Annotated in this window: 20 protein-coding genes; 5 read left to right on the forward strand and 15 right to left on the reverse strand. The window is 67.8% G+C overall.

Annotated elements, in window-relative coordinates; all coding sequences use genetic code 11:
- Window positions 1–10 precede the first annotated feature (10 nt).
- Window positions 11–1,066 (reverse strand): glutaminase A, encoded by a 1,056-nt coding sequence (gene glsA, locus P5F91_RS14680; RefSeq protein WP_277907506.1) that lies wholly within the window; start codon window positions 1,064–1,066, stop codon window positions 11–13.
- A 228-nt stretch (window positions 1,067–1,294) separates the two neighbouring features.
- Here glsA and P5F91_RS14685 point away from each other — a divergent pair, with 228 nt between their 5' ends.
- Window positions 1,295–2,998: an Hsp70 family protein gene (locus tag P5F91_RS14685; protein WP_145609255.1), complete on the forward strand. Its 1,704-nt coding sequence runs from the start codon at window positions 1,295–1,297 to the stop codon at window positions 2,996–2,998.
- On the forward strand, window positions 2,995–4,713 hold the full coding sequence (locus tag P5F91_RS14690) for a J domain-containing protein (protein WP_277907507.1): 1,719 nt from the start codon (window positions 2,995–2,997) through the stop codon (window positions 4,711–4,713). The genes P5F91_RS14685 and P5F91_RS14690 overlap by 4 nt, the downstream gene beginning before the upstream one ends.
- 14 nt (window positions 4,714–4,727) lie before the next feature.
- Here P5F91_RS14690 and P5F91_RS14695 read toward each other — a convergent pair whose 3' ends face one another.
- Both P5F91_RS14695 and P5F91_RS14700 read right to left on the reverse strand, forming a co-directional pair.
- The gene (locus P5F91_RS14695; protein ID WP_145609253.1) at window positions 4,728–5,690 is read right to left on the reverse strand and encodes an SRPBCC family protein; all 963 of its coding nucleotides are present in this window, start codon (window positions 5,688–5,690) and stop codon (window positions 4,728–4,730) included.
- Window positions 5,687–6,034 (reverse strand): ArsR/SmtB family transcription factor, encoded by a 348-nt coding sequence (locus P5F91_RS14700; RefSeq protein ID WP_145609252.1) that lies wholly within the window; start codon window positions 6,032–6,034, stop codon window positions 5,687–5,689. The genes P5F91_RS14695 and P5F91_RS14700 overlap by 4 nt, the downstream gene beginning before the upstream one ends.
- A 182-nt stretch (window positions 6,035–6,216) precedes the next feature.
- Here P5F91_RS14700 and P5F91_RS14705 point away from each other — a divergent pair, with 182 nt between their 5' ends.
- A complete protein-coding gene (locus tag P5F91_RS14705) occupies window positions 6,217–6,927 on the forward strand; it encodes a hypothetical protein (RefSeq protein WP_145609251.1) in 711 nt (236 codons plus the stop codon).
- Window positions 6,928–7,068: 141 nt separating this feature from the next.
- On the opposite strand, the gene dcp is transcribed toward P5F91_RS14705, so the two are convergent.
- Both dcp and P5F91_RS14715 read right to left on the reverse strand, forming a co-directional pair.
- Window positions 7,069–9,210: a peptidyl-dipeptidase Dcp gene (gene dcp, locus P5F91_RS14710; RefSeq protein WP_422394467.1), complete on the reverse strand. Its 2,142-nt coding sequence runs from the start codon at window positions 9,208–9,210 to the stop codon at window positions 7,069–7,071.
- 218 nt (window positions 9,211–9,428) lie between these two features.
- Window positions 9,429–9,836: a DUF2000 family protein gene (locus tag P5F91_RS14715; protein ID WP_145609250.1), complete on the reverse strand. Its 408-nt coding sequence runs from the start codon at window positions 9,834–9,836 to the stop codon at window positions 9,429–9,431.
- Window positions 9,837–9,873: 37 nt separating this feature from the next.
- On the opposite strand from P5F91_RS14715, the gene P5F91_RS14720 reads away from it, so the two are divergent.
- Window positions 9,874–10,854 carry an AraC family transcriptional regulator gene (locus P5F91_RS14720; protein ID WP_277907508.1) on the forward strand — a complete coding sequence of 327 codons (981 nt, stop codon included), beginning with the start codon at window positions 9,874–9,876 and terminating at the stop codon, window positions 10,852–10,854.
- Here the strand turns inward: P5F91_RS14720 and P5F91_RS14725 are convergent.
- From P5F91_RS14725 to P5F91_RS14745, 5 genes are all read right to left on the reverse strand, one after another.
- Window positions 10,782–11,729 carry a LysR family transcriptional regulator gene (locus P5F91_RS14725; RefSeq protein WP_277907509.1) on the reverse strand — a complete coding sequence of 316 codons (948 nt, stop codon included), beginning with the start codon at window positions 11,727–11,729 and terminating at the stop codon, window positions 10,782–10,784. The two genes, P5F91_RS14720 and P5F91_RS14725, sit on opposite strands and share 73 nt — an antisense overlap.
- A 127-nt stretch (window positions 11,730–11,856) precedes the next feature.
- A complete protein-coding gene (locus P5F91_RS14730; protein ID WP_211106849.1) occupies window positions 11,857–13,188 on the reverse strand; it encodes an amidohydrolase in 1,332 nt (443 codons plus the stop codon).
- A gap of 24 nt (window positions 13,189–13,212) precedes the next feature.
- Entirely contained in the window at window positions 13,213–15,459 is a 2,247-nt protein-coding gene (locus P5F91_RS14735) for a TonB-dependent receptor (RefSeq protein ID WP_186454584.1), read from the reverse strand.
- A 207-nt stretch (window positions 15,460–15,666) separates the two neighbouring features.
- Window positions 15,667–16,260: a hypothetical protein gene (locus tag P5F91_RS14740; protein WP_277907510.1), complete on the reverse strand. Its 594-nt coding sequence runs from the start codon at window positions 16,258–16,260 to the stop codon at window positions 15,667–15,669.
- Between the two features lie 32 nt (window positions 16,261–16,292).
- Window positions 16,293–16,919, reverse strand: coding sequence for a LysE family translocator (locus tag P5F91_RS14745; RefSeq protein ID WP_145609244.1), 627 nt, complete (start codon window positions 16,917–16,919; stop codon window positions 16,293–16,295).
- A gap of 132 nt (window positions 16,920–17,051) precedes the next feature.
- Here P5F91_RS14745 and P5F91_RS14750 point away from each other — a divergent pair, with 132 nt between their 5' ends.
- A complete protein-coding gene (locus tag P5F91_RS14750) occupies window positions 17,052–17,435 on the forward strand; it encodes a thiol-disulfide oxidoreductase DCC family protein (protein ID WP_277907511.1) in 384 nt (127 codons plus the stop codon).
- A 131-nt stretch (window positions 17,436–17,566) separates the two neighbouring features.
- Here P5F91_RS14750 and P5F91_RS14755 read toward each other — a convergent pair whose 3' ends face one another.
- The 5 genes from P5F91_RS14755 to P5F91_RS14775 form a co-directional block, all read right to left on the reverse strand.
- Window positions 17,567–17,791: an AbrB/MazE/SpoVT family DNA-binding domain-containing protein gene (locus P5F91_RS14755; RefSeq protein WP_277907513.1), complete on the reverse strand. Its 225-nt coding sequence runs from the start codon at window positions 17,789–17,791 to the stop codon at window positions 17,567–17,569.
- A gap of 15 nt (window positions 17,792–17,806) precedes the next feature.
- On the reverse strand, window positions 17,807–20,050 hold the full coding sequence (locus P5F91_RS14760) for a molybdopterin-dependent oxidoreductase (protein ID WP_277907514.1): 2,244 nt from the start codon (window positions 20,048–20,050) through the stop codon (window positions 17,807–17,809).
- Window positions 20,051–20,139: 89 nt separating this feature from the next.
- Window positions 20,140–20,673 (reverse strand): GNAT family N-acetyltransferase, encoded by a 534-nt coding sequence (locus tag P5F91_RS14765; protein ID WP_277907515.1) that lies wholly within the window; start codon window positions 20,671–20,673, stop codon window positions 20,140–20,142.
- Between the two features lie 14 nt (window positions 20,674–20,687).
- The gene (locus P5F91_RS14770) at window positions 20,688–21,080 is read right to left on the reverse strand and encodes a RidA family protein (RefSeq protein ID WP_004272210.1); all 393 of its coding nucleotides are present in this window, start codon (window positions 21,078–21,080) and stop codon (window positions 20,688–20,690) included.
- A gap of 112 nt (window positions 21,081–21,192) precedes the next feature.
- Entirely contained in the window at window positions 21,193–22,377 is a 1,185-nt protein-coding gene (locus tag P5F91_RS14775; RefSeq protein ID WP_145609239.1) for a YdcF family protein, read from the reverse strand.
- Window positions 22,378–22,567 lie beyond the last annotated feature (190 nt).

Genomic DNA, 22,567 nt, shown 5'->3' on the forward strand with positions numbered 1-22,567 from the left:
GCCCTCTCGCCTACTTGCCCGCCGCGAACAGGTTCAGACCCAGCGCCTCGGCGATGGATTGCGCCGCCAGCTGGCCGCGCACGCTGTTGCCGGCGGCGTCCAGGCGGGAGGAATAGATTCCAATGGCCAGCTTGCCGGGCGCCACCGCCAGGATGCCGCCGCCCACGCCGCTCTTGCCCGGCAGGCCCACCTTGAACAGCCACTCGCCTGAGGTGTTGTACAGACCGGCGGTGGCCATGACGGCCAGCACGCGGGCGCTGGTGGCCGGGTCCACCGCCGCCTTATGGCTCACCGGATTGGTGCCGCCGTTGGCCAGCGTGGCGCCCATGGTGGCCAAGTCCACGGCGCTGACGTTGTAGGAGCATTCGCGGGTGTAGAGGTCCACCGTCGCCGCCGGGTCGGCGTAGAGATGGTCATAGCTTTGCAGCAGCAGGGCGATGGCCTGGTTGTGCTGGTTGCCCGCCATTTCCGACTGGTAGACGTCCTGGTTCAGGGCCAGCGACCGCCCGGCGAAGGCGGAGGCCGTGTCCAGCACCGTCTTCCAGCGGGCGTTCAGATCGGCGCCGGGCACCAGGCTGGCGGCGGCGATGGCGCCGGCGTTGACCAGGGGATTGCCGGCCGGCGGGCTGCCCGTCAGCTTGTCGTTGTTCAGTTCGATGGCCAGGACGGAGTTGAAGGGCTGACCCGTGGCGTTCACACCGATCTTGGCCATCACCGCGTCCGGCCCCTGGTCCTTCAGCACGCGGGCCAGCGTGAAGACCTTGGCGATCGATTCCACGGGGAATTCCTGGCCCGCGTCGCCGGCCTTGAACACCCGGCCGTCCGCCGTGACCACGGCGATGCCGAACAGCTTGGGATCGGCCTTGGCGAGATAGGGGATGTAACTGGCGTTCTCCCCCTCCATCACGCCCTTGAACTTGGCGTAGGCCTGGTCCACCGCCTGCTGGATGGCCTTGTCGCCGGGCGGCGCCTCGCGCGCCGGCGCGGCGCCGGCGCTCAGCAAGGTGAGCGACAGCGCGACGGCGGCGCCCCAGGCGCGCGCCCGCTGGGTCAAACCGGACTTCATCACATAATCCCCCTCGTTCAGGCTGGCCGGCGTGCCGGCGCCGGTGTTTGGCGTCACTGTAGCGGGGCGGCCCGTCCGCCAAGAAGCCTTAATCGTGGCCGCATGAATCTTGGCCACATGCTGGCATCCGCCCCTTCCCCCTGGCCCTCCCGGCGGCTAGAACGGTGGCGTAATGATGCGTACTTCCGGTTGGCGCTGGGCGGTTGGTGTATCAGGAGGGTCGTTGGGTTGATCGTCGGCATCGATTTGGGCACCACCAATTCCGCAGTGGCCGTCTGGCGGGACGGCAAGGCGGACCTGATCCCCAACAGCCTGGGCCACCGGCTGACCCCCTCCGCCGTCAGCCTGGATGACCAGGGCACGGTGCTGGTGGGCCTGCCGGCGCGCGAACGCCAAGCCACCCACCCAACCCTGACCGCCACCGCCTTCAAGCGCCTGATGGGCTCGCAGCGCGTCACCCGCCTCGGCAAGCGCGATTTCCTGCCGGAGGAGCTGTCGGCCCTGGTGCTCAAGGCCCTGAAGGCCGACGCGGAGGCCTATCTGGGCCAGCCGGTGACCGAGGCCGTCATCACCGTGCCGGCCTATTTCAATGACAAGCAGCGCAAGGCCACGCGCCGGGCGGGCGAGCTGGCCGGCCTGAAGGTGGAACGGCTGCTGAACGAACCCACGGCGGCGGCGCTGGCTTACGGCATCCACCAGTTGGAGGCGGAGACCCAGTTCCTGGTGTTCGACCTGGGCGGCGGCACCTTCGACGTCTCCATCCTGGAGATTTTCGAGGGCGTGATCGAGGTGCGCGCCACCAGCGGCGACAACCGCCTGGGCGGCGAGGACTTCAACGAGCTGATCGTGGACGACCTGCGCCAGCGTTTCGCCGCCGACTGGGGCCGCGACACGCGTGAGAGCGACGCCCTGTACCAGCGCCTGCGCGCCGCCGCCGAACGCGCCCGCCGCGCCCTGAGCGAGCAGGCCGCCACGCCGGTGCGCGTGGTGTGGAAGGATAAGACTTATGAGTACGAGCTGACGGCCGAGGCCTTCGAGACTAGGGCCGAGGGGCTGCTGAACCGCCTGCGCGAGCCGGTGCTGCGGGCCCTGCGCGACGGCCAGCTGGAGGCGCGGTCCCTGCGCGAGATCGTTCTGGTGGGCGGGGCCACGCGCATGCCGGCGGTGCGCCGCGCCGTCACCCGCATGTTCGGCCGCTTCCCCGCCCATTCCGTGCACCCGGACGAGGCGGTGGCGCTGGGTGCCGCCGTCCAGGCCGGGCTGAAGGGCCGCGACGCCGCCCTGAACGAGGTGGTCATCACCGATGTCTGCCCCTATTCCCTGGGGGTGGACGTGGCGGAACGCAACCCCGACGGCAGCCTGCGCACGGGCATCTTCTCCCCCATCCTGGAGCGCAACACCGTCATACCCGCCAGCCGGGTCAGCAGCTTCCACACCCTGCAGGCCAACCAGAAGGCGGTGACCTTCACCATCTACCAGGGGGAGTCGCGCGACGTTCAGGACAACGTCGCCCTGGGCCAGGTCAGCATCCCCGTGCCGCCCCGGCCGGCCGGCGCCGTCAAGGTGGACTGCCGCTTCACCTATGACATCAACGGGCTGCTGGAGGTGGACGTCCACGTTCCGGAAACGGGGGAACAGCGCAATCTGGTCATCACCGACGAGGAGGCAGCCAAGCCCGATGATCTGGAGGCCCGGCGCCAGGCGCTGGCGGCCTTGAAGGTCCACCCGCGCGACACCGAGGCCAACCGCGCTGTCCTGGCCCGCGCCAACCGCTGCTATGAGGACTTCCTGGGCGACAAGCGCGCCTATGTCGCCCACCTGCTGGCCCAGTTCGAAGGCATCCTGGAGGGCCAGGAGCCCCGCGCGATCGAGGCTGCGCGCCAATCCCTGAGCGAGGCATTGGACCAGCTGGAAGGCGAGACATACCTGTGAGCCCCTGGGACATCCTGGCGCTGGAGCCCACTGGCGACCAACTGGCCATCCGCCGCGCCTATGCCCGGCGTCTGAAGGTCACCAATCCGGAGGATGATCCGGACGGGTTCCAGGCGCTGCGCCAGGCCTATGAGCAAGCCCTGCTGCATGCCCGCCGGCAGGCGCCGGACGACAGCGTGACGGCGGTGGCAGAAACAGCCGAGGCGCCGCCGCACGCCGTCGACGGGACGACGGAGGTCCCCACCGAACCGGCGCCGGCGGAGGCCCCGCCCCCGGAATCCACGGTGGATGAGGCGGTGGTCCGCCATGTCGCGCTGTGCAATCAGCTGGGCGACCTGCTCTCCGCCAAGAGCCCCGCCGACCCCGCCGCGCTCAAGGACGCCTTGGCGGCCGTGCTGGCTTCCCCCGCCCTTGCCCACATCGATGTGCAGAACCGCACGGAGGATTGGCTGGCCCGGCTGCTGCTGTCCACGGCCCCCCGGTCGGACGCACTGGTCCCCGTCGCCAGCGCCCATTTCCGCTGGGACGCGGCCAAGGCCGGCGTGCAGACGCCCCTGCTGGCCGCCGTGCAGAAGCGCGGGCGCGACCTGGCCTTCCTGGCCAAGCTGCGGGGCCGGGACCACGCCTATGCTGCGGCCTACCGCCTGTTGCAGGCGCCACCCCGCCGGTACAGCCCGCGCCTGCGCCTGTCCCTGCCGGACCTGACCAAGGACGTCCGCGGCCTGATGACCCTGATCCGCAACGACTACCCGTCGCTGCGGACCAATTTCGACACCGACGTGCTGGCGGCGTGGGAGGCTTATTTGGCCGCCGAACCGGTCAGCGCCGGCCTGGCGTGGCTGCTGCTGGCCACCCCCCTGTTCCTGGCCGCCTACGTCTACCTTCAGGCCAGCCTGTCACCGGAGGAGCTGGCGGCCTGGCCCGCGGGCTTCCTGCTGATACCGCCCCTGCTGGCCGCCGCCGGCCTGGCCTACCGGCTGGGCGTGCGCATGCCGGCGCGATGGCTGCGGCAGCGCTGGGCCCGGGACGCAGGGCCCGCGGTCCGTCTCGGCTGGGCCCCTCTCAGCCTGGCGCTGATCCCCCTGGCCCTAGCCTTGCCACCCTCCGCCGGCATCCCCGTCACGGCGGCGGCGGCCACGCTGGCCCTGTGGTGGGCCGGCCTGTTTCAGATGGTCTATGCCAACGACACCAGTCGCCAGGCCGTGCGCATCCTGCTGGCCAACAGCATTCCCCTGGTGTTCTGGCTGTTCTGGATCGGGCCCCTGCTGCCGGCGGCGCGGGTGCCGGCCTTCGCCGTGGCGGTGGCGGGCGCCCTGCTGGCCACCAGCATCGGGGCCGGCCTGCTGACCCGCTGGTGGTATGCGGAGATCGAGCAACCCCGGCGGCGGCGGATCCTGGGGGGCCTGGCGCTGGCGGCCATGCTGACCGCGGGCCTGCTGTTTGCGGCCGACGCCACGCCGGGCCTGCTGCCCTGGGCCGTGGCGGCGGTGACCCTGGTGCAGATCCTGGAGCGCGTCCCCTCGCTCGCCCTCTCCGGAGAGGCGGCGAAGCGGCGCTATTACGCCATCTGGGGCACGGGCGTGGCACTGCGCGTCGCCCACACCATGGCCGGCGCGGTGGACACCCACGACGTTTTGCTGATCGGCGGCCTGGTGCTGATGGCCAGCGTGCTGGGCATGATCGCCTACCAGCTGAAACGCCCCCAGGCCGCCTGATCCGCTCGGCTGTTTCAGTCCTTCAGCGAGGCGCCCAGCCGGTCCATCAGGAAGCCGGTGCCGTGCTCGCGGGAGCCGTTGTCCTCATAGCCGTCCAGGAAGGCCCCTTGCTCGGTGATCTTCAAGGTGGTGCGGCCGTCACCCGCCGGCTTCAGCTCCATGGTCGCCAGCGAGACCGAAATCTTCCGCTCATCCAGGTGCATGACATAGCTGTAGACGATGCGCTCATTGGGAACGATGTCGAGGTAATGCGCGTCGAAGGTGGAGGTCATGCCCCCCTGCCAGCGGCCCTTGGCCCGCTCCGTGCCGCCGACGCGAAAGTCCATGGTGCGCTCCAGCGATTCCCACTGGCCGGGGTCGCCACCGAACCACTTGGACTTGGCCTCCATGTCCGACAGGGCGCGCCACACCCGGGCCACCGGCGCGTCATAGGTCCGGTTCAGGCTGAAAATGGCGTGGACGACGGAACGCTCGGCGGGAAGCTCCCCCGTTCGGCCGTCCATATGGCCGGCGTGCATCGCCAGCTTGTCCAGGGTCTGGGACCATCCCTCCGGCGCGCCGCCGATGGCGCCCAGCATGGCGGGATCGTAGACGGTGTAGGTCTGCACGATGTCCAGCTGCGTGCCGCAGGTGGCGTCGGAGAAGGTGACCTCCGTCCAGGCGGTGAACAGCACCTTGCCGTCGCCGCCATCCACCCGCAGGTCCAGCACCAGGCGCTGGTTGGGCGTGACCTCGGCGACGCTGCCGCGCGTCCAATGCTGCGTGCCGTCCGGGGCCTGCATGCACACCTCGAACGGGCCACCCACCCGCAGGTCGACGGTGGCGTGGGGCACGGTGTAATGCGCCGGCGCGAACCAGTGCTTCACATGCTCCGCCTTGCTCCACGCCTTGAACACCGTCTCGCGTCGCGCCGGGATGCTGCGGGAGATGCGCACGGGCTCGGGCCGCAGCACGTCGGCCGTCTCAACTTGGGTCATGATTCCTCTCCGTCTTCGTCTTTTAGCGTTTCCAGATACTGGCCCAGCCGATCCAGGCGACTGACCCATTCCATGCGCCGCTGATTGATCCATTGTTCCGCCAGGCTCAGCTGGGCGGCGTCGATCCGGCAGGTCCGCACCCGCCCCACCTTTTCCGAGCGCACCAGGCCGGAACTCTCCAGCACGGCCAGATGCTGCATGACCGCCGGCAGGGACATTTGCAGCGGCTGCGCCAGTTCACTGACCGACGCCGGCCCCCGCACCAGCCGCTCCACCAAGGCACGGCGGGTCGGGTCGGCAAGCGCCTGGAAGGTGAGGTCGAGGGGGGATGATTGGTTAAGCATATGCTTTAGTAACGCCGCGAAGATACTTAAGCAAGAAGTTTAGTGTCTAGGTGGCGAATTGAGATGGGAAGCTTCCGAGATAGGAGCACTCAACCATTGAAGGCAATGCTCATCGCCATTTCACATTTACGTCGCGACAAAAATAATCCATATTTATGTCGCGACTTAAATCGAGGTGTACCATGAATGGCTGGAAACGGTATCAGACGGGCCTGCATGGCGTGGGTCCGCACTGGGTGAGAATTTTTGGCAATAGCTTGAGCGGAACCGCATTCGAAGACCCGAATGCCGAAGGTCGTTTTGCCTGGTACGTAGCCGACCGCTCTCGGCAGGGGGCGAAGACGTTCAGGCATGGGCTCGCTGATAGCGTTAAGGAGGCAAAGCTCGCGGCCGACGCAGCCGTCTTGGACAGGAAGCGCGGCCGGACCGCCGCCGTGGAAGGCGAACCGACAAGCAGCACCGACCGGAACCGACGGCGAGTTGACCGGCTATTGGCCTCGGAAACCCTGGCCCATGGCCTAATTGATGATCTCACCAATTTTCACAAAGAACTCGTGACAGCTGGCGATCTAAAAACAGCGGATCGAGTTGCAGCCTCGATACGGCGTGCAGCACTCGGCGCCCTGGCAGACTATATGCGCCGCACTGCGGCGTTTCGAGCTCGGTCAGGCGCCAACATGGCGTCGCCTGAAACCATGAAAGCCGAGGAGGAGACTGTTTTGGACATCGCGGACCAACTCGATCAGATGGCAGACGATCCCCAAGCTACCGAACAGCTTTTCGAAGCGCTCACGGACAAGCTCCGCCAGTTGGGCGTGTTTCCTGATGGTGACCTGAATTCGGCCGTAGTGAACGGATTCTTCCTGGAGAGCCTTACGAAATCATCCGAATAGGCCTGGGCCATTTGATCGGCACCCCGACTATCTGCCAGTCGCCGGTCGATAAACATAAACCCCGGTGGCCCGCGTATGAAAAAGGGCCGGCGGCATGTGCCACCGGCCCCTCTCATATCCAGCCAACCCCAGCGGGGGAGCTTACTTGCCTTCCGGCGCCAGGCCGCGATTCTGCAGCATGGGGCCGATGTCCGGGTCCTTGCCGTAGAAGGCGCGGAACATGGGGCCGTAGTCCTCGGTATGGCCCTTGGACAGGATCATCTGGCGGAAGCGCTCACCGTTCTCCCGCGTCAGGCCGCCATGGTCCTTGAACCAGGTGTAGCTGTCGTCATCCAGCATCTCCGTCCACAGGTAGGCGTAGTAGCCGGCGGCGTAGCCGTTGCCCCAGATGTGCAGGAAATAGCTGGAGCGGTAGCGCGGCGGCACGTCGTCCACGTCCAGGCCGGTCTTGGCCAGGGCTTCCTTCTCGAAGGCGTCGACATCCTGCTTGGGCGCGTCGGCCGGCAGGCTGTGCCATTCCAGGTCCAGCATGGCGGCGGCGACAATCTCACCCAGGGCATAGCCCTGGTTGAAGGTGGCGGCCTTCTTGATCTTCTCCACCAGCTCGGCCGGCATGGCCTCGCCCGTCTGATAGTTCTTGGCGTAATGGGCCAGGACCTTGGGGTCCAGCGCCCAATGCTCGTTGAACTGCGACGGGAACTCCACGAAGTCGCGCGCCACGTTGGTGCCCGACAGGGTCTCATAGGTCTGGTTGGCGAACAGGCCGTGCAGGGCGTGGCCGAATTCGTGGAACATGGTGGTGACGTCGCTGAAGCTGATCAGCGCCGGCTGGCCCGGGGCGGGCTTGGTGAAGTTGCAGACGTTGTAGACCACGGGCTTGGTGCCCAGCAGCTTGGACTGCTGGACGAAGTTGGACATCCAGGCCCCGCCCGACTTGTTGTCGCGCTTGAAGTAGTCGAAGTACATCAGGCCCAATGCCGAGCCGTCCTTGTCGATCACGTCGTAGACCAGCACGTCGGGCTGGTAGACGGGGATGTCGGTGCGACGCTTGAAGGTCAGGCCATACAGCTGGTTGGCGGCGTAGAACACGCCCTCCTCCAGCACGGTGTGCAGCTCGAAATAGGGCTTCAGCGCGCCCTCATCCAGGTCGTACTTGGCCTTGCGCACCTGCTCGGCGTACTTGTCCCAGTCCCAGGGCTTCAGGGCGAAATCCTGGCCATCCTTCTTGATCTGCGCCTGGATCTCCGCCGCCTCGCGCTTCTGCTCCGCCGCCAGGGCGGGAACCATGCGCTTCATGAAGCCTTCCGCCGCATCGGGCGTCACCGCCATCTGGTCGGCCAGGACATAGGCCGCGTAGTTGGGAAAGCCCAGCAGCTTGGCCTTCTGCGCCCGCAGGTTGGCGATGTCGGAGATGGTGGCGCGGGTGTCGTTGGCGTCGCCCTTCTCGGCGCGGGTCCAGCCGCGCTCGAACAGGGCCTGGCGCGTGGCCCGGTCGTCGAGGGAGGACAGCGCCGGCTGCTGCGTGGTGTTCTGCAGCGGCACCAGGTACTTGCCCTCCAGCTTGCGGCCCTTGGCGGCCTCGGCGGCGGCGGCGATGGCGCCATCGCCCATGCCGGCCAGCTTGGCCTTGTCGTCCACCACCAGACCGCCTTCCTTGGCCGCGGCCACCAGCTTCTGCTGGAAGGCGGTCTCCAGCGACGACAGCTTGGTGTTGAGATCGCGCAGCGTGGCCTTGTCGGCGTCATTCAGCATGGCGCCGGCATGGATGAACTGCTGGTAATAGACCTTCAGCAGCTGGGCCTGCTCCGGCTTCAGCTTCAGGCTGTCGCGCTTGTCGTACAGCGACTTCACCCGCTGGAACAGCTTGTCGTTCAGGTAGATGGCGTCATTGTGCTGCGACAGCAGGGGCGACACTGTGGTCTGCACCGCGTCCAGCGCGTCGTTGGTGTTGGCCTGCACCACGCCGGAGAAGGTTTGGCCGACCCGGTCCAGCATGCGGCCGGACTTCTCCATCGCCACCAGGGTGTTGTCGAAGGTAGGGGCCGCCGGGTTGTCGGCGATTTTCTTGATCTCGGCCAGCTGGATCTTCATACCCTCCTCGAAGGCGGGCAGATAATCGGCGTCCTTGATGATGTCGAAGCGGGGCGCCTCGAACGGCAGGGTGCTGGCGGTGGCGAAGGGATTGGCGCCAGCCATGGCCGGCCTCTCCGCCAGCGCCGGGGTGGCGGCGAGCGTCGCGAGCGCCAGCGCGCCCACGGTTCCAAGCAGAACAGTACGTGTCATCGGGTTCCCCTGACAGTCTCTTGTTTCGTTTCCCCACCCATCGACGGCCGTCGATCAACAGGGGTGACCAGGCGGATCCCCCCCGCAGGGTCCCGCCGAAGGGGGAGGTTGTATCACGTCTGGCGAAGGATCGTTGCCCCTTCCGTGGCGGCACCGCGCTGGAACCTGCGACATTTTCAATCCCGCCTCACCGGGTGCGTGAGGCGGTGCCCGAACCTTCAGGGATGCATGCGGGCTCCCTTGGTGACCTTGTCCACCAGCTTCTTGTCGGCACGGATGCCGATGCCGACCACCCGCGCGTCCTCAGGCCCGAATTCGGCGAAGACGGCGCGGTTGGCGGCGTCGTGGCCGGTGTGGAACATCTCTTCGATATAGAGTGAGGCGCGCATGCCCCGCTCCAGGGTGCGGCGATGGATGGCGGTGATGGTCGCCGCGTCGGCGGCCAGCACGATCACCGGCTGCACCGACAGCGGGTTGTAGACGGTGCCGGAGCGGTCACGGTAGGGTTCGCCGATGATCTCCGGGAACTGGGCGACGATACCGCTGGTCAGGAAGGCGGTGACGTTCAGCGCCTGCCAGGCGGCCAGGTCTTCGCGCAGGACGAGGGCGATTTTGGTATCGAACATCAAGACGGGGTCCTTGAGGCTGGAGAAGGCCCCGACTGTGGCGAGCGCCGCCGGCGCCAGTCTTGGACGTTCGTGCGAGCCGACCGGCGACGGCGCGGCCGACGGCATCACTGCCGCACCGGCTTTCCCCGGTATCGAGCGAATCGAGGCGCGCTTCCATGGCGACGCCTTCAGTCCCCACCGCCACGACACCTATGGCCTGGGCGTGACGTTGCACGGCGTCCAGACCTTCCACTACCGGGGCCAGCGACGCTATAGCCAGCCTGGCAACGTCATCATCCTGCATCCGGATGAGGAACATGACGGCGGTGCTGGCACGGATGAAGCCCTGCGCTATCGCATGCTGTACCTGGAACCGGCGCTGCTGCGCCGCTGCCTGGACGCTGATGGACAACCCGGCGCCGCCCTGCCCTTCGTCGGCCAGCCGGTGCTAGCGGATGCCGAGCTGCGCCAGGTGCTGCTGCCGGCGCTCAGTTCGCTGGACGAGGGGCTGGAGGATCTGGCGGTGGACGACCTGCTGGTCCGCCTCGCCCGCTGCCTGGCCCGCCATGCCGGCGCCAAGGCCAAGCCCCTGGGCCTGCTGGCCCAGCGCCAGGCCCACCGAGCGCGGGACTACCTGGAGGCCAACGCCCTGGCTCCGGTGCGGTCAGAGGATCTGGAGGCGGTGACGGGCCTGGACCGTTATGCCCTCGCGCGCCACTTCCGGGCCCTGTTCGCCACCAGCCCCCACCGTTTCCTGGTGATGCGCCGGCTACAGCATGCCCGGCGGATGATCACGGACGGGGAGCCCCTGGCCGAGGTGGCCGCCGCGGCCGGCTTCGCCGACCAGAGCCACCTGAACCGCCATTTCCGGAAGGCCTACGGCATGACACCCGGGCGCTGGGCCACCTTGGTCCGGCCGGGTGGGACACGGCCCGGTGGTGCGGGCGCCCGTCGGCTGAGGGCTCAGCCGACGGACAGCATCGGCGCGTCGGGTCCCAGATCCAGCGTGTCCTTATCCTTCAACCGCCGCACCTGATCCAGCAGGCGCTGGATGGCGGGCGTCATGATCAGGTCGGAGCGGTAGACGACGCAGACGGTGATGTCCGGCAGCTTTTCCTTGAGCGCCAGGCCGGAGATGTTCTCGCCCAGCACCTTCAACTGCAGCTTCATGGCGTTGGGCGCCAGGCCCGTCCACATGGTCACGGTGTTGGGCCGGGCCGCCAGGGCCAGCACCAGGAAAGTGGATTCACAGCGGGTGAAGGATGGCAGGCGCTCCACCCCCGCCTCAGCGAAGGCGCTGCGGAAATGGTGGTCGAAACTCTGCTCCGACTCCGCGAACAACCATTCCGCTTGCGTAAGGTCCGCCAGGGACCGCGCCTTTTCCAGGGGGTCGCCCTTGGCCACGGTCAGTACCGTGGGCAGGCGCAACAGCGGCTCGAACCGCAGGCCGGTTCCCATTTCCTCCAGATTGTCCGGCAGGGTGGCGATCACCAGGTCCAGGGTGTGGTTGTACAGCTTCTCGAACAGCGGCCGGCGCGATCCGCCCAGCACGGTCCAGGCGGTGTCGGGGTTGCGCTTCTTGAAGTCCACCAGAGTGGGCGTCACGGCGACGCTGGCCGAGGTGGTGAGGCCCAGGCTGACATGCTCACGCGGGCCGGAGCCGGCGAACTCCTGCTCCGCCCGGGCCACCTGGTCCAGGATGCCGCGGGCGCGGCGCAGCAGCGACACGCCGTCCGGCGTCAATTGCGTGCCGCGCGAACTGCGAATGACCAGTTGGCGGCCGGCCCAGATCTCCAGCTCCCGGATGGCCTTGGCCACCGCGGGCTGGCTGACGAACAGCAGGCGCGCCGCCTCATTGAAGCTGTGGGAGTCGGCGACCGCGACGAACGCCTTCAACTGATGGATTTTCATGGGGAAATAACAACCGGTGCCGGGTGAGGTTGACTATACAACCTTCACCTCAAAGCACCAAGGATGGAAGGAGACGGCGGTCGCGTCAGGGCCCCCGCATTTCCTTTTCTATACGGAAGAGATTCATTCACCCCGCGGGTTGCAGAGCCGCCATCACCGCCAGCGTCATGGCGGCGACACCGGTCTTGATGCTGGGCTCCGGCGCCGGGGCGAACAGGGGGGAATGATTGACCGGCGGTTCCTTGCCGGCGGCCTTGAAGCCCGCCAGCTGCTGCGCGTCATAGCCGCCGATGGCGAAGTAGAGGGAGGGCACGCCCGCCCGCACGAACTCCGAATAATCCTCGCTGGCCGCCCCGGGGGCTGGCAGCCGCACGGCACGGGGGCCGAAGGCCGCCTGGAACACGGCCGCCGTGCGGCTGGTGAGGGCGTCATCGTTGATGACCGACTTGCCGCCCGGCACGATCTCCACCTCCGGGGCCGGCGCGCCGGACATCTCGGCCTCCGCCGCGGCGACGCGGTTGATGCCGGCCAGGATCTTGTCGCGCACGCCGTCATCGAAGGTGCGGACGGTGCCGCGCAGCAGGGCGCTGTCGGGGATGATATTACCCGCGCTGCCGGCCTGGATGGCGCCCACCGTCACCACGCCGAACGCGGCCGGGTCTTTCTCCCGGCTGATGACCCCCTGCACATCGACGACGAAGCGCGCCGCCATCAGCACGGGATCGATGGACTGGTGCGGCATGGAGCCGTGTGCGCCCTTGCCGTGGAAGGTCACCGACAGGCTGTCTGAGGTGGAACTGAGCACGCCCGCCTTGTACAGGATGGTGCCGGCCGGGGCCGGCGCCACATGCAGGGCGAAGCCCAGGTCGGGCTTGGGGAAGCGGGTGAACAGGCCATCGTCGATCATGGCCTTGGCGCCACTGACGTCCTCCTCCGATGGCTGGCCGATGAACATCAGCGTGCCGTGCCATTGGTCCTTCAGAGCGACCAACGCCTTGGCCGTGCCCACCCAGGCGGCCATGTGGATGTCATGGCCGCAGCTGTGCGCGACGAAGGTCTCCTTGCCGTTCCAGGTGGTCTTGGCCGTGCTGGCGTAGGGCAACCCGGTCTTCTCTTCCATGGGCAGGGCGTCCAGTTCGGTCCGCACCATCACCGTGGGACCGGCGCCGTTGCGGTATATCGCCACGATGCCGGTTTTGCCCACATGCTCGGTCACCTCGAAGCCCAGGGCCTTCATCTCCTTGGCCAGGCGGGCAGCGGTCCGCACCTCCTGATAGGCCACCTCGGGGTGGCTGTGGATGTCCTTGTACAGGGCGTCCAGGTGGCCGTAGTCGGCGCCCACCTCCGCCTCCACGGCGGTCTTGGTCTGGGCGGCGTCGAAGGCCAGGGCGCCCGGGGCCACGCCGGCCAACAGCAGGCCGGCCGCCAACGCCAGGCGGTAACGCGATGTCGTCTTCATGCGATTGGGTCCCATCGGTCAGGATCAGAAGGAGATGCGGCCGTTCAGGCCGAAGGTACGGGGCGTGCTGCTGTAGACCAGGCGCGTGTAGCCCAGATTGCTGTTGGCGCTGACGATGCCGTCGGCGTCGGTCAGGTTGTTGACGAAGGCGTACAAGCCCCAGCCCTCGCCTTCCACGCCGATCCGGGTGTTGACCAAGCTGTAGTGGCCGTACTCGTTGAAATAGACGTAGCTGGGCCGGAAGGTGGACACCATGTCGCCGGTGTAGCTGTAGTCCACCCGCACCATGCCGTTCAGGCGGGCGGTCAGCGGGACCGTGTAGGTGGCGGACGCCGAGGCCGTCAGGTCCGGCGTGTTGGGGATGCGGTCGCCCTTCAGGCCGGTCGAGCCGGTGGCCAGCACGGCGGCGTTGGCCTGGTCGCTGGTCAGATGGCCATCCTGATAGCCCAGCGATCCCGTCAGCACCAGTCCCGCCAGGGGCCGGGCGGTGATCTCCAACTCCCCGCCCCGGATGCGGGCGGAGCCGACGTTGGTGATGAAGGAGTAGAGGCCGTTGCTGGTGACCGTGCTGGTCTGCATGTTGGTCCAGTCCACCTGGAACAAGGCGGCGTCCACCGTCAGGTGCCCACCCATCCAGCTGGTCTTCAGGCCCGCCTCATAGTTCCACAGCTTGTCTGGGGTGTAGGTCACCAGGCCGCTGGCCAAGCCGGGGATGTTGTTGGCGCCGCCGGGGCGGAAACCTTGCGAGGCGGTGGCGTAGGCCATGGCATCCGGCGTCAGCTTATAGCTGACGTTGGCCTTGCTGACCCAACCCTGGGCATCCGCCTTCACCGCCGAGTAGGCGGTTGGCACGGACGCGGTGAAGGCCGAACCCAGCAGCGCCTGGCCGGTGGTGGTCTTGGTGTAGTCGTAATGCCGGGTTCCGGCGGTCAGCGTCAGGTCGCCGATGGGGCTGTACGACACCTCCCCGAACTCGGCCGTCTGTTTGGTGTAGGTGTTGATGTAGCGGTAGGACAGATCCTGCAACGGCTGATAGGTCAGGCCGGTCGCCGGGTCGGCCGTGGCCGTGTTGCTGTCGATGTGGTCGTGGCGGTCCTCCAGATAAGCACCTGCCGTCCAGGTGAACGGCCCCTCACCTTCCGAGCTCAGGCGCAACTCGTCATTGCGGCTGTCCAGCGTAGCCGGCTGGTAGCCCACGGTGGGTGTCTTGGAGAGGCCGGTGGCGGTATAGGTCTTCTTCTGCGCCGCGGTGCAGGCTACGGCCTGGCCGAAGTACAGCGGGCACAGCTGATTGACGTAGGCCGCCGCAGTCGACAGCGCCTGGACGCTGGGCGTGAAGTCGATGCTGCGCAGGATGTTGAAATTGTAGAAGGAGGTACTGGCCGTCAGGGTCGCGAAATGCAGGTCCCAGGTGCCGACCAGGTTGTACAGCGTCATCTCATTGTCGTAGGGCAGCTGGACCGGCGAATTGGTCTGATAGCGGCCCTGCGCCTGGTACCAGCCCAGCTGGTCGTCGGCGGTCTGCTTCTGGTAACTGATGGTGCCGGTCAGGGTGATGTCATCCGTGGGCGTGAAGCCCACCAGGGTGCGTACGCCCCGGGACTTGCCGTCGTTGACGTCCTTCAGGTTCAGCCTGGTGTCATCCACATAGCCAGGCGTCGTCTGGTAATAGCCGGAGACGCGCACCGCCAGCCTGTCGGTCACCACCGGCACGTTGACCATCTGCTTCACGAAGCCGGCGCTGGCCCCGTCGGCGTTGGTGTATTCCACCTCCGACGCGGCGGCGAACTTCTGGCTGTCCGGCTTCCTGCTGATGACGCGGATGGTGCCGCCCATCGAGCCGCCGCCGTACAGGGTGCCCTGCGGCCCGCGCAGCACCTCAACCCGCTCCACATCGAACAGGTTCAGGTTGGCGGTGGTGCCGCCGGGGTCCTGGGTCGTGCCCGAGGGGCCGGTGACGGGCGTTTCGTCATAGTATAGGCCGACGGTAGCCTCGCCCGCGCTCTGTATGCCGCGTATGGTGAGACGGCTGGATCCCAACTGCGCCTGGGTCAGGTTGACGTTGGGGATGGCGCGGAAATAATCCTCCATCCCGCTGGCCCCCATTTTCTGCAGCGTGTCGCCGTTGATGGCGCTCAGGCTGAGGGGGGTGTCTTGTAAAGAGGTCGACCGCTTCAAGGCAGTGACCACGATTTCGGTCAAATCTTCACCGTCGGCCTGGCCGGACCCGGCTGAAACGCTTTGCGCATAGGCGCCACCGGCAATCGACACGACGGCAGCACCCAACATCAAGGCCGGCAATACTGCCGCCCTTCCCCAGAACTTAGCCTCCATGAGAACCCCGTTCTTGAATTTGTTTTAATTTTGTTAGGGGCTCAGGATTATTTTTGTGTGTCGCGCCGCACAATAAAATTTTCGATTAGCGCTGTAACTGGAAGTTAGAGCGACCGCAGGGTCGCAACACCGGCGCAGCAGGCGTCACCTGAGATTATAGCGCGTGGCCGACAGGGTGTCGGACACGGCGCTGATTTTGGTGTCCATGAAACCGGCGGCCCGCATCCAGGCGCGCACCGGCGTCTCACCGAACGGGGTCTTCGGGCCCTTGCCGTGGACGATCCACAGCGCGGCCCCTGCCGGCAGGGCGGCGTACGCAGCCACCGCCCGCTCCAGGTCGGCCACGCCCCGAACCACGGCCAGCGCCAGGCGCGCTTCCGCCGGTGTGGCGGCCACGGCCCCCTTCAACGCCGCCGCCAAGGCGGGATCGTCCGCCGTACCGATGACCAGGACCGGCGCGGCCGGGCCCACGCCCAGTTTCTGCGCCAGGGTGGGCGGCGGGGTGGTCAGTTTCCGAGCCCAACGGGTGGCGGTGTCGGCGCCCAGGGTCAGAATCAGCGGACCGTCCGGCGTGGCCAAAACCAGATCGTCACCCTCGACCGCCACGGCGGTGATGGTGGCCACCGGCACGATGCGCCGGACCTCGCCGCGCAGGGTCAGTTCCCGGCTTTCCAGCAGGGCTTTCACCTCGCCCGCGCCGCCTTGCCATGTTGCGGGACAGACGGCCTCCAACCCCATGATGTGCCCCCATTCGCGGTGGCGGGCGGCCCTCAGCGCTGGGCCGTCGCCAGTTTGATCGCCAGGCCGATGAACACTACGCCGGCGATGCGGTTCAGGATGGTTTGCGCGCTGCTGGACCGGGCCAGCCAGCGGTTCAGGCCGCCGGCCAGCACGGCAATGGTGGAGAAACAGGCCAGCGCCACGGCGGCGAACACCGCCCCCAGCAGGAAAATCTGCACGGTGACGCTGCCGTGCTCGGGGGCTGCGAACTGCGGCAGGAAGGCCAGGAAGAAGATCGCCACCTTGGGGTTGGTCACGTTCATGACGATGCCCCGGCCGTACAGGGCCAGGTGACGGTCGGCCCCCGCCTTAGCGCCGCCCAGCGCCTCCGGCGACGCGCGGAAGGACTTGTAGGCCAGGTACAGCAGGTAGGCGGCACCGGCGGCCTTCAGCAGGGTGAAGGCCAACTGCGACTGCTGGAAGATGACGGCCACGCCCAGCGCCACGGCGGTGGTGTGCACCACCAGGCCGGTGCACAGGCCCAGCGTCACCATCACCCCGGCCCGCCAGCCCCGCGCCGCCGACAGGGTCAGCACGAACAGATTATCCGGCCCCGGCACGAAGGCCAGGATGGCGGCGGCCGTGATGAAGGTGAGCAGGGTTTCCAAGGGCAGCATGGGCGCGATCTCAAGGTCTTGGCGGAAAAAGTGTTCAATCACCGATCCTTCCAGACTTTTACCGTCCCGGCCACTGTCCTTATCGCGTCCGGCCGGTATACTGCCCGGACCTTACCCGCATCGAGAGCTGCCTTGTCCGCTCCTCCCCACCTGACGGTCTGGTACAATACCAAATGCCCCGTCTGTAATGCGGGCATCGACTGGCAGACCAACCGCCTGGTACGGGCCGCCCGCGCCGGTGTCATCGCCTTCCGCGACATCAATCTTGAGCCGGAGGCGCTGGCCCGCTTCGGCGCGGATGTGGAGGCCGTGCGCCGCCGCCTGCACGGGACCGACGCCGACGGCCGCCTGCTGGTGGGTGCTGATTGCGCCATCGCCATCTGGCGCCACACGCCGGGCGACGCCTGGCTGGCCACCCTGCTGGGCAACCGCGTGATCCGTCCCCTCACCCGCCTCGCCTACGACCGCTTCGCCGATGTGCTGTACGCCTGGAACCGGCGCAAGGGGCACTGGTGAGCGGTGCTGTTCACCTTTCCTATGACACCTCCAGCGGCCCTTGATCCCGCAGGCCCGCGCGCTGACATGCTCCGTCAGCAATTCCGCATATAGATCGATGATCGATTCGATAGGCGGGAAAATCAGTCCCGTCACTTGGCCAGCACAGCCATGGCGCGACGATACCTAGTTGAAAATGCCCGGCCAGCCCCCATGGCTTTGCTGCAGTCGTCGTTGCATTTGACGATTTCAATGCGCCCGTCTCGCACCAACAGCGTGACCTCATCACCCCGATCCAGGCGCACCTCCGTCAGCACGTCGCGTGGAATGATGATGGCAGTGGAGTTTCCGACTTTGGTCAGCTGGGTGGTGTGCATGGGCGCGCCCCTCACCTACTCAGCCGCCTGCACCGCCGGCAGCGGCGCCGGTTCCAGCGTCACGGCCACACCGCTCAGCACAGCGTTGCCGGACAGCGGGTCGCGCAGGGTCTCGTCCAGCAGGGCGTTCAGGTTGGCGCCCGGGCGCTGGCTGGCCAGGCCCAGGCGGGCGCCATCGGCGTCGTGGCCCCAGCCGTGGGGCAGACTGACGACGCCAGGCATCATGTCGGCGCTGACGACAACCTGCACCTCGATCGCCCGGCCGGCGCGGGACAGGCGGGCCCTGCCGCCGTGCACCACGCCGTGGCGGCGGGCGTCGTCCGGGTGCACCAGCACCGTGCAGCGGAACGGTCCCTTGGCCAGGATGGGCAGGTTGTGCATCCAGCTGTTGTTGGAGCGCAGGTCGCGTCGTCCGATGATGACGAGATCCGGTGCCAACTGATCCAGCGCCGCCACAGCGCGGGCCAGGTCCGCCACCAGGATGTCGGGCGCCAACTCGACGCGGCCGCTGGGGGTGCGCAGCACCTCCGGGATGCGGGGCTGCAGGGCGCCCAGGTCGATGCCGCCCACGCTGTCCGTCACCTTGGCCAGGGTCAGGCCGGCCGGCTTGGCGCCGAAGCCATCGCCATAGGGCCCACCGCGCAGGGCCAGATCCAGCAGGCGTTCCGGCCCCGTCCAGCGCGACACGGCGGCCAGGACGGCGGCGGTGTGTTCCCCCGCCCAGCGCCCCACCTCCGCCGCCACCATGGCGTCGTCCAAGGCCGCCGGGTCGGCGTCGGCGCCCTTGCCTTCCGCGATGGCCGCCAGCTTCAGCAGCACCTGCCATTCCGCCAAAACACCCTCGCCCCGGGGCAGCAGCGCCGGGCTGTAGCGGGCGTGGTTGCGATAGGACAGCTGGGGGAAGGCCACGTCGTAGTGGCTGTCCTGGAAGGGCGACACGCCGGGCAGGATGACGTCGGCATGGCGGGTCGTCTCGTTCAGGTAGATGTCGACACTGACCATCAGGCCCAGCTGGTCCAGGGCGCGCGCCAATTGGTCACCGTTGGGGGAGGACAGGACGGGGTTGCCGGCCACGGTGAACAGGGCGCGCACCTGGCCCTCGCCCGGCGTCTCGATCTCCTCCGCCAGGCACCCCACGGGCAGCTCGCCATACACCTCCGGCGCGTTCGACACGCGGGAGCGGCGGCGGCCCAGCGGCACGCCGCGCCCCGTGCCGCCCTTCCCCACCGTGTTGGCGGCGAAGGCGGCGGCCTTGGGGAACATCGCCCCGCCGGGCGCATCCAGATTACCGGTCAGGACGTTGACGACGTCCACCAACCAGCTGGCCAGGGTGCCGAATTCCTGGGTGCAGGTGCCGATGCGGCCGTACAGCACCGCCGGTTCCTGGGTTGCCAGGTCCCGCGCCAGGGCCCGGATAATGTCGGCCGGGATGGCGGTATGGGCGGCAGCCCGCTCGGGCGTGAAAGGCGCCACGGCCGCACGCAGTTCCTCGACACCATTCACATGGTCGGCCAGGCGGCCCAACCGCACCAGGTCCTCGGCGAACAGGGTGTGGACCAGGGCCGCCAGCAGGAAGACGTCGCTACCGGGGCGGATGAAGTGGTGCGCATCGGCCAGGGCCGCCGTCTCCGTCCGACGGGGGTCGATCACCACCAGCCGGCCGCCGCGCGCCTTAAGGTCCAGGGCCTTGCCGCGGAAGTCGGGCACCGTCCACAGGCTGCCGTTGGACGCCATGGGGTTGCCCCCCAGGATGACCATGAGCTTGGTGCGCTCGATATCCGGCACGGGAATGCTCAGCCAATGGCCGAACATCAGGCCGCTGGACAGCTGCTTGGGCATCTGGTCCAGGGTGGAGGCGGAGTAGATGTTGCGCGTGCCCAGCGCCCGCGCCAGCACCGGCGTATAGAGCAGCAGGCCCATCTTATGGGCGGCGGGGTTGCCGATGTAGGTCGCCGCCGCGTCCCGGCCGTGGGCTTCCAGCAGAGGCGTCAGCCGCCGCTCGATCTCGGCAAAGGCCTCTTCATACGTGGCCTCAACGAAGCGGCCGTCGCGCTTGATCAGCGGCGTGCGCAGCCGGTCGGGGTCCTCATGCAAATCCTTGAGCGCGACACCCTTGGGGCAGATGTAGCCGTGGCTGAACACGTCCGCCTCGTGCCCCCGGATGCGGGTGACGGCGCCGTCCACCAGCGTGACCTCCAGGCCGCAGCACGCCTCGCACAGCGGGCAGATGCGGTGGGCGATGGTTTCAGTACCAGTCACGGGCGGGCCTCCCAGATTATTGTGGCCCAACTATCGGCGGTGACCGTGTCGCTGTCCAGTATGGACGCTAGCGGTCGCTAGCCCGTCCCTCAGCCGTCCATCCATTCCGGCGCGTACTGCACCATGCCCTCCACGCCGCTCAGGCCATCGGGCGTCAGTGCCAGGACCATGCAGTTCCGCGCCGGCACCGTGAAGGGCACGGCGATGGCATGATCCGCCATGGGCCGGTAACCGAAGCGGGGATAATAGTCCGGGATGCCGACCAGGACGACGGAGCCATAGCCCAAGTCCCGCGCCCGCTGGTGTGCCGCCCTCACCAGCCGGCCGCCCACGCCACGCCCCCGCCATTCCGGCACGACGGACAGGGGCGCCAGGGCCAAGGTCGGGGTGGAGCCTCGGGCCCCGCGTATGGCGGCCCGGGTCAGCAAGATGTGCCCCACCACCCGGCCGTCCTCCTCCGCCAGCAGCGACAGCGCCGGTATCCAGGCGGCGCTGCCGCGCAGGCGGGCGATCATCAGATGCTCACGATGATCGCTGTAGGGCACGTCGGCGTAAGCCCGCCGCACCGCCGCCGCGATGGCGGCGGCGTCATCCGGGCCCTCCTGCCTGACGGTCAGCGCCATGCCCCGCACCAGCCTTACGGCGCCAACGAGGCCGTGGCGCTGATCTCCACCAGCAGGTCGGGCGAGATCAGCGGCCCCACCTGCACGATGGTGGTGGCGGGCTTGGCCCCGCCGAAGACGGCGCCGTGGGCACGGCCCACATCCTGCCAAGTCGCCATGTCGGTCAGATAGATGCGGGTCTCCACCACATGCTCGGGCCCGGCGCCCAGCTCGGCCAGGGCGGCCACGATGCGCTCCAGGATCACCTTGGCCTGGCCGCCGGCATCGCCGGGGTGGAAGGCCTTGCCGTCCGGGCCGCCGCTGGCGGTGGTGCCGGACACGAAAATCAGGTCGCCGGCCTTGACCGCCCGCGAATAGCCAATGGCCTCGCCCCAGGCGGACGCCACCTCAACCTTCTGCCTACCCATGATACAGTTCCCTATTATTCGCCGGGCTCAATGCTGGCGCAGTTTAATTGCGCGCACACCATAGCCGTCGTTGGATTGTTAGCCAGCAGCGGGAAAGCAGGGCTGATGCGCTTCAGGGATCCAGCGGGTCGCCGGCATCCAGCGTCAGGGCCGACAGGGTGGGCAGATAGGCCACGTCGAAGGGCGACACCCGCTCCAGCCCGGTGAAGGGGACATAGCCCAGGTCCTCCTGGTTGCGGGTGGCGAAGCGGTCCTCGGTGATGTAGCTGCTTTGGCCGATGTCGGTGACCACCAGGGCCTTGCGGTCCATGGGTATGCCGTAGCGATAGATCAGGCGGTCGGCATTGCGCACATTGGTGGTGGTGTGGCGGGCGTGCGGCTCCACCAGGATGGCGTCGGCCGGTACGCCATAGTCCTGGACCAGGGCCTTCTTCATCTCTAGCGCCTCATTATAGGGCGTCTGGTTGGGATGGACGTTCCCGCCGCTGACGATGATGACCGGCGCCTTGCCGTCATGCCAGCGCCTGGCCGCCAGCTGCACCCGCAACAGGCCGGGCGCCGACAGGGCCACGCCCGCCGTCTCCGGCCCATAGCCCGGCACCACCAGGGCGGTATAGGGATAGTTGGCCCAGTGGACGGTCTTCAGGCGGGCCACCGCCGCCTTGTTCTCGCCCGCCTCCATGGGCTCGAACCGACCGGCCTCATCCCGGCGATTGATCTGCAACAGCAGCAGGGCGAAGGCCTCGGTCGGCTCAAAGAACGGGCTGTCGTCCACCAGACCATCCACCAGGACGGAGACCGCACTTTTCACCAGCGTGCCATAGGCCGGCGTGGCCACGTCATAGGCGGGGCCGTCGATGGCAGGGCCTCGTGATTTCTCGCCAAGGCCGTAGACCACCAGAATGTGGTGGGCGGTGGTCGCGGCCTGGGTCCAGGCGCGGACGACCACGTCGGCGTCCTGGCCCGGCATCGCCGGGTAGAGGCCGCTGGCGTCCAGGGCAGCCGCCAGACGTCGCGCGGCCTCCGGACGTGTCTTCAGGGCGGATGCCAAAGCCTGGCCGGCGGCCGCCACCTCCGCGTCCGACCAGTCGAAGCCGCGGATGTAACAGCCGGTGTCGCCGCCACAGGCCTCTATCGCCCCGCGCGCCCGGGCACGGCGCTCCGCCGCCAGGCGGTTCAGTTCCGGCGCGGTCGCCACGGCCGCCAGCGCCTGCGGGTCGCGGGACAGCAGACTCAAGCCATAGAACAGCTTGTCGCGCAGGGGCTGTCTATAGACCAGCGGCTTGGCAGCCGGCATCGTGGGCTCCGCTGCCCGCGCCGCCCCCGTCCACGCCATTCCGGCCATCACCGCAATCGCCGCCGCACGCGCCCAGCACCGCATATTTCCAAGCCTTCGGTCCGTTAAAGTCGCGACACCCTACACGGGAACAGCGTCGCTTGCATGACCATGCGCGGGTGCCACCCCTTTCCCGAAGCCCTAGCCGCAT

Source organism: Nitrospirillum amazonense, from assembly GCF_029594735.1.
Lineage (GTDB): Bacteria > Pseudomonadota > Alphaproteobacteria > Azospirillales > Azospirillaceae > Nitrospirillum > Nitrospirillum amazonense.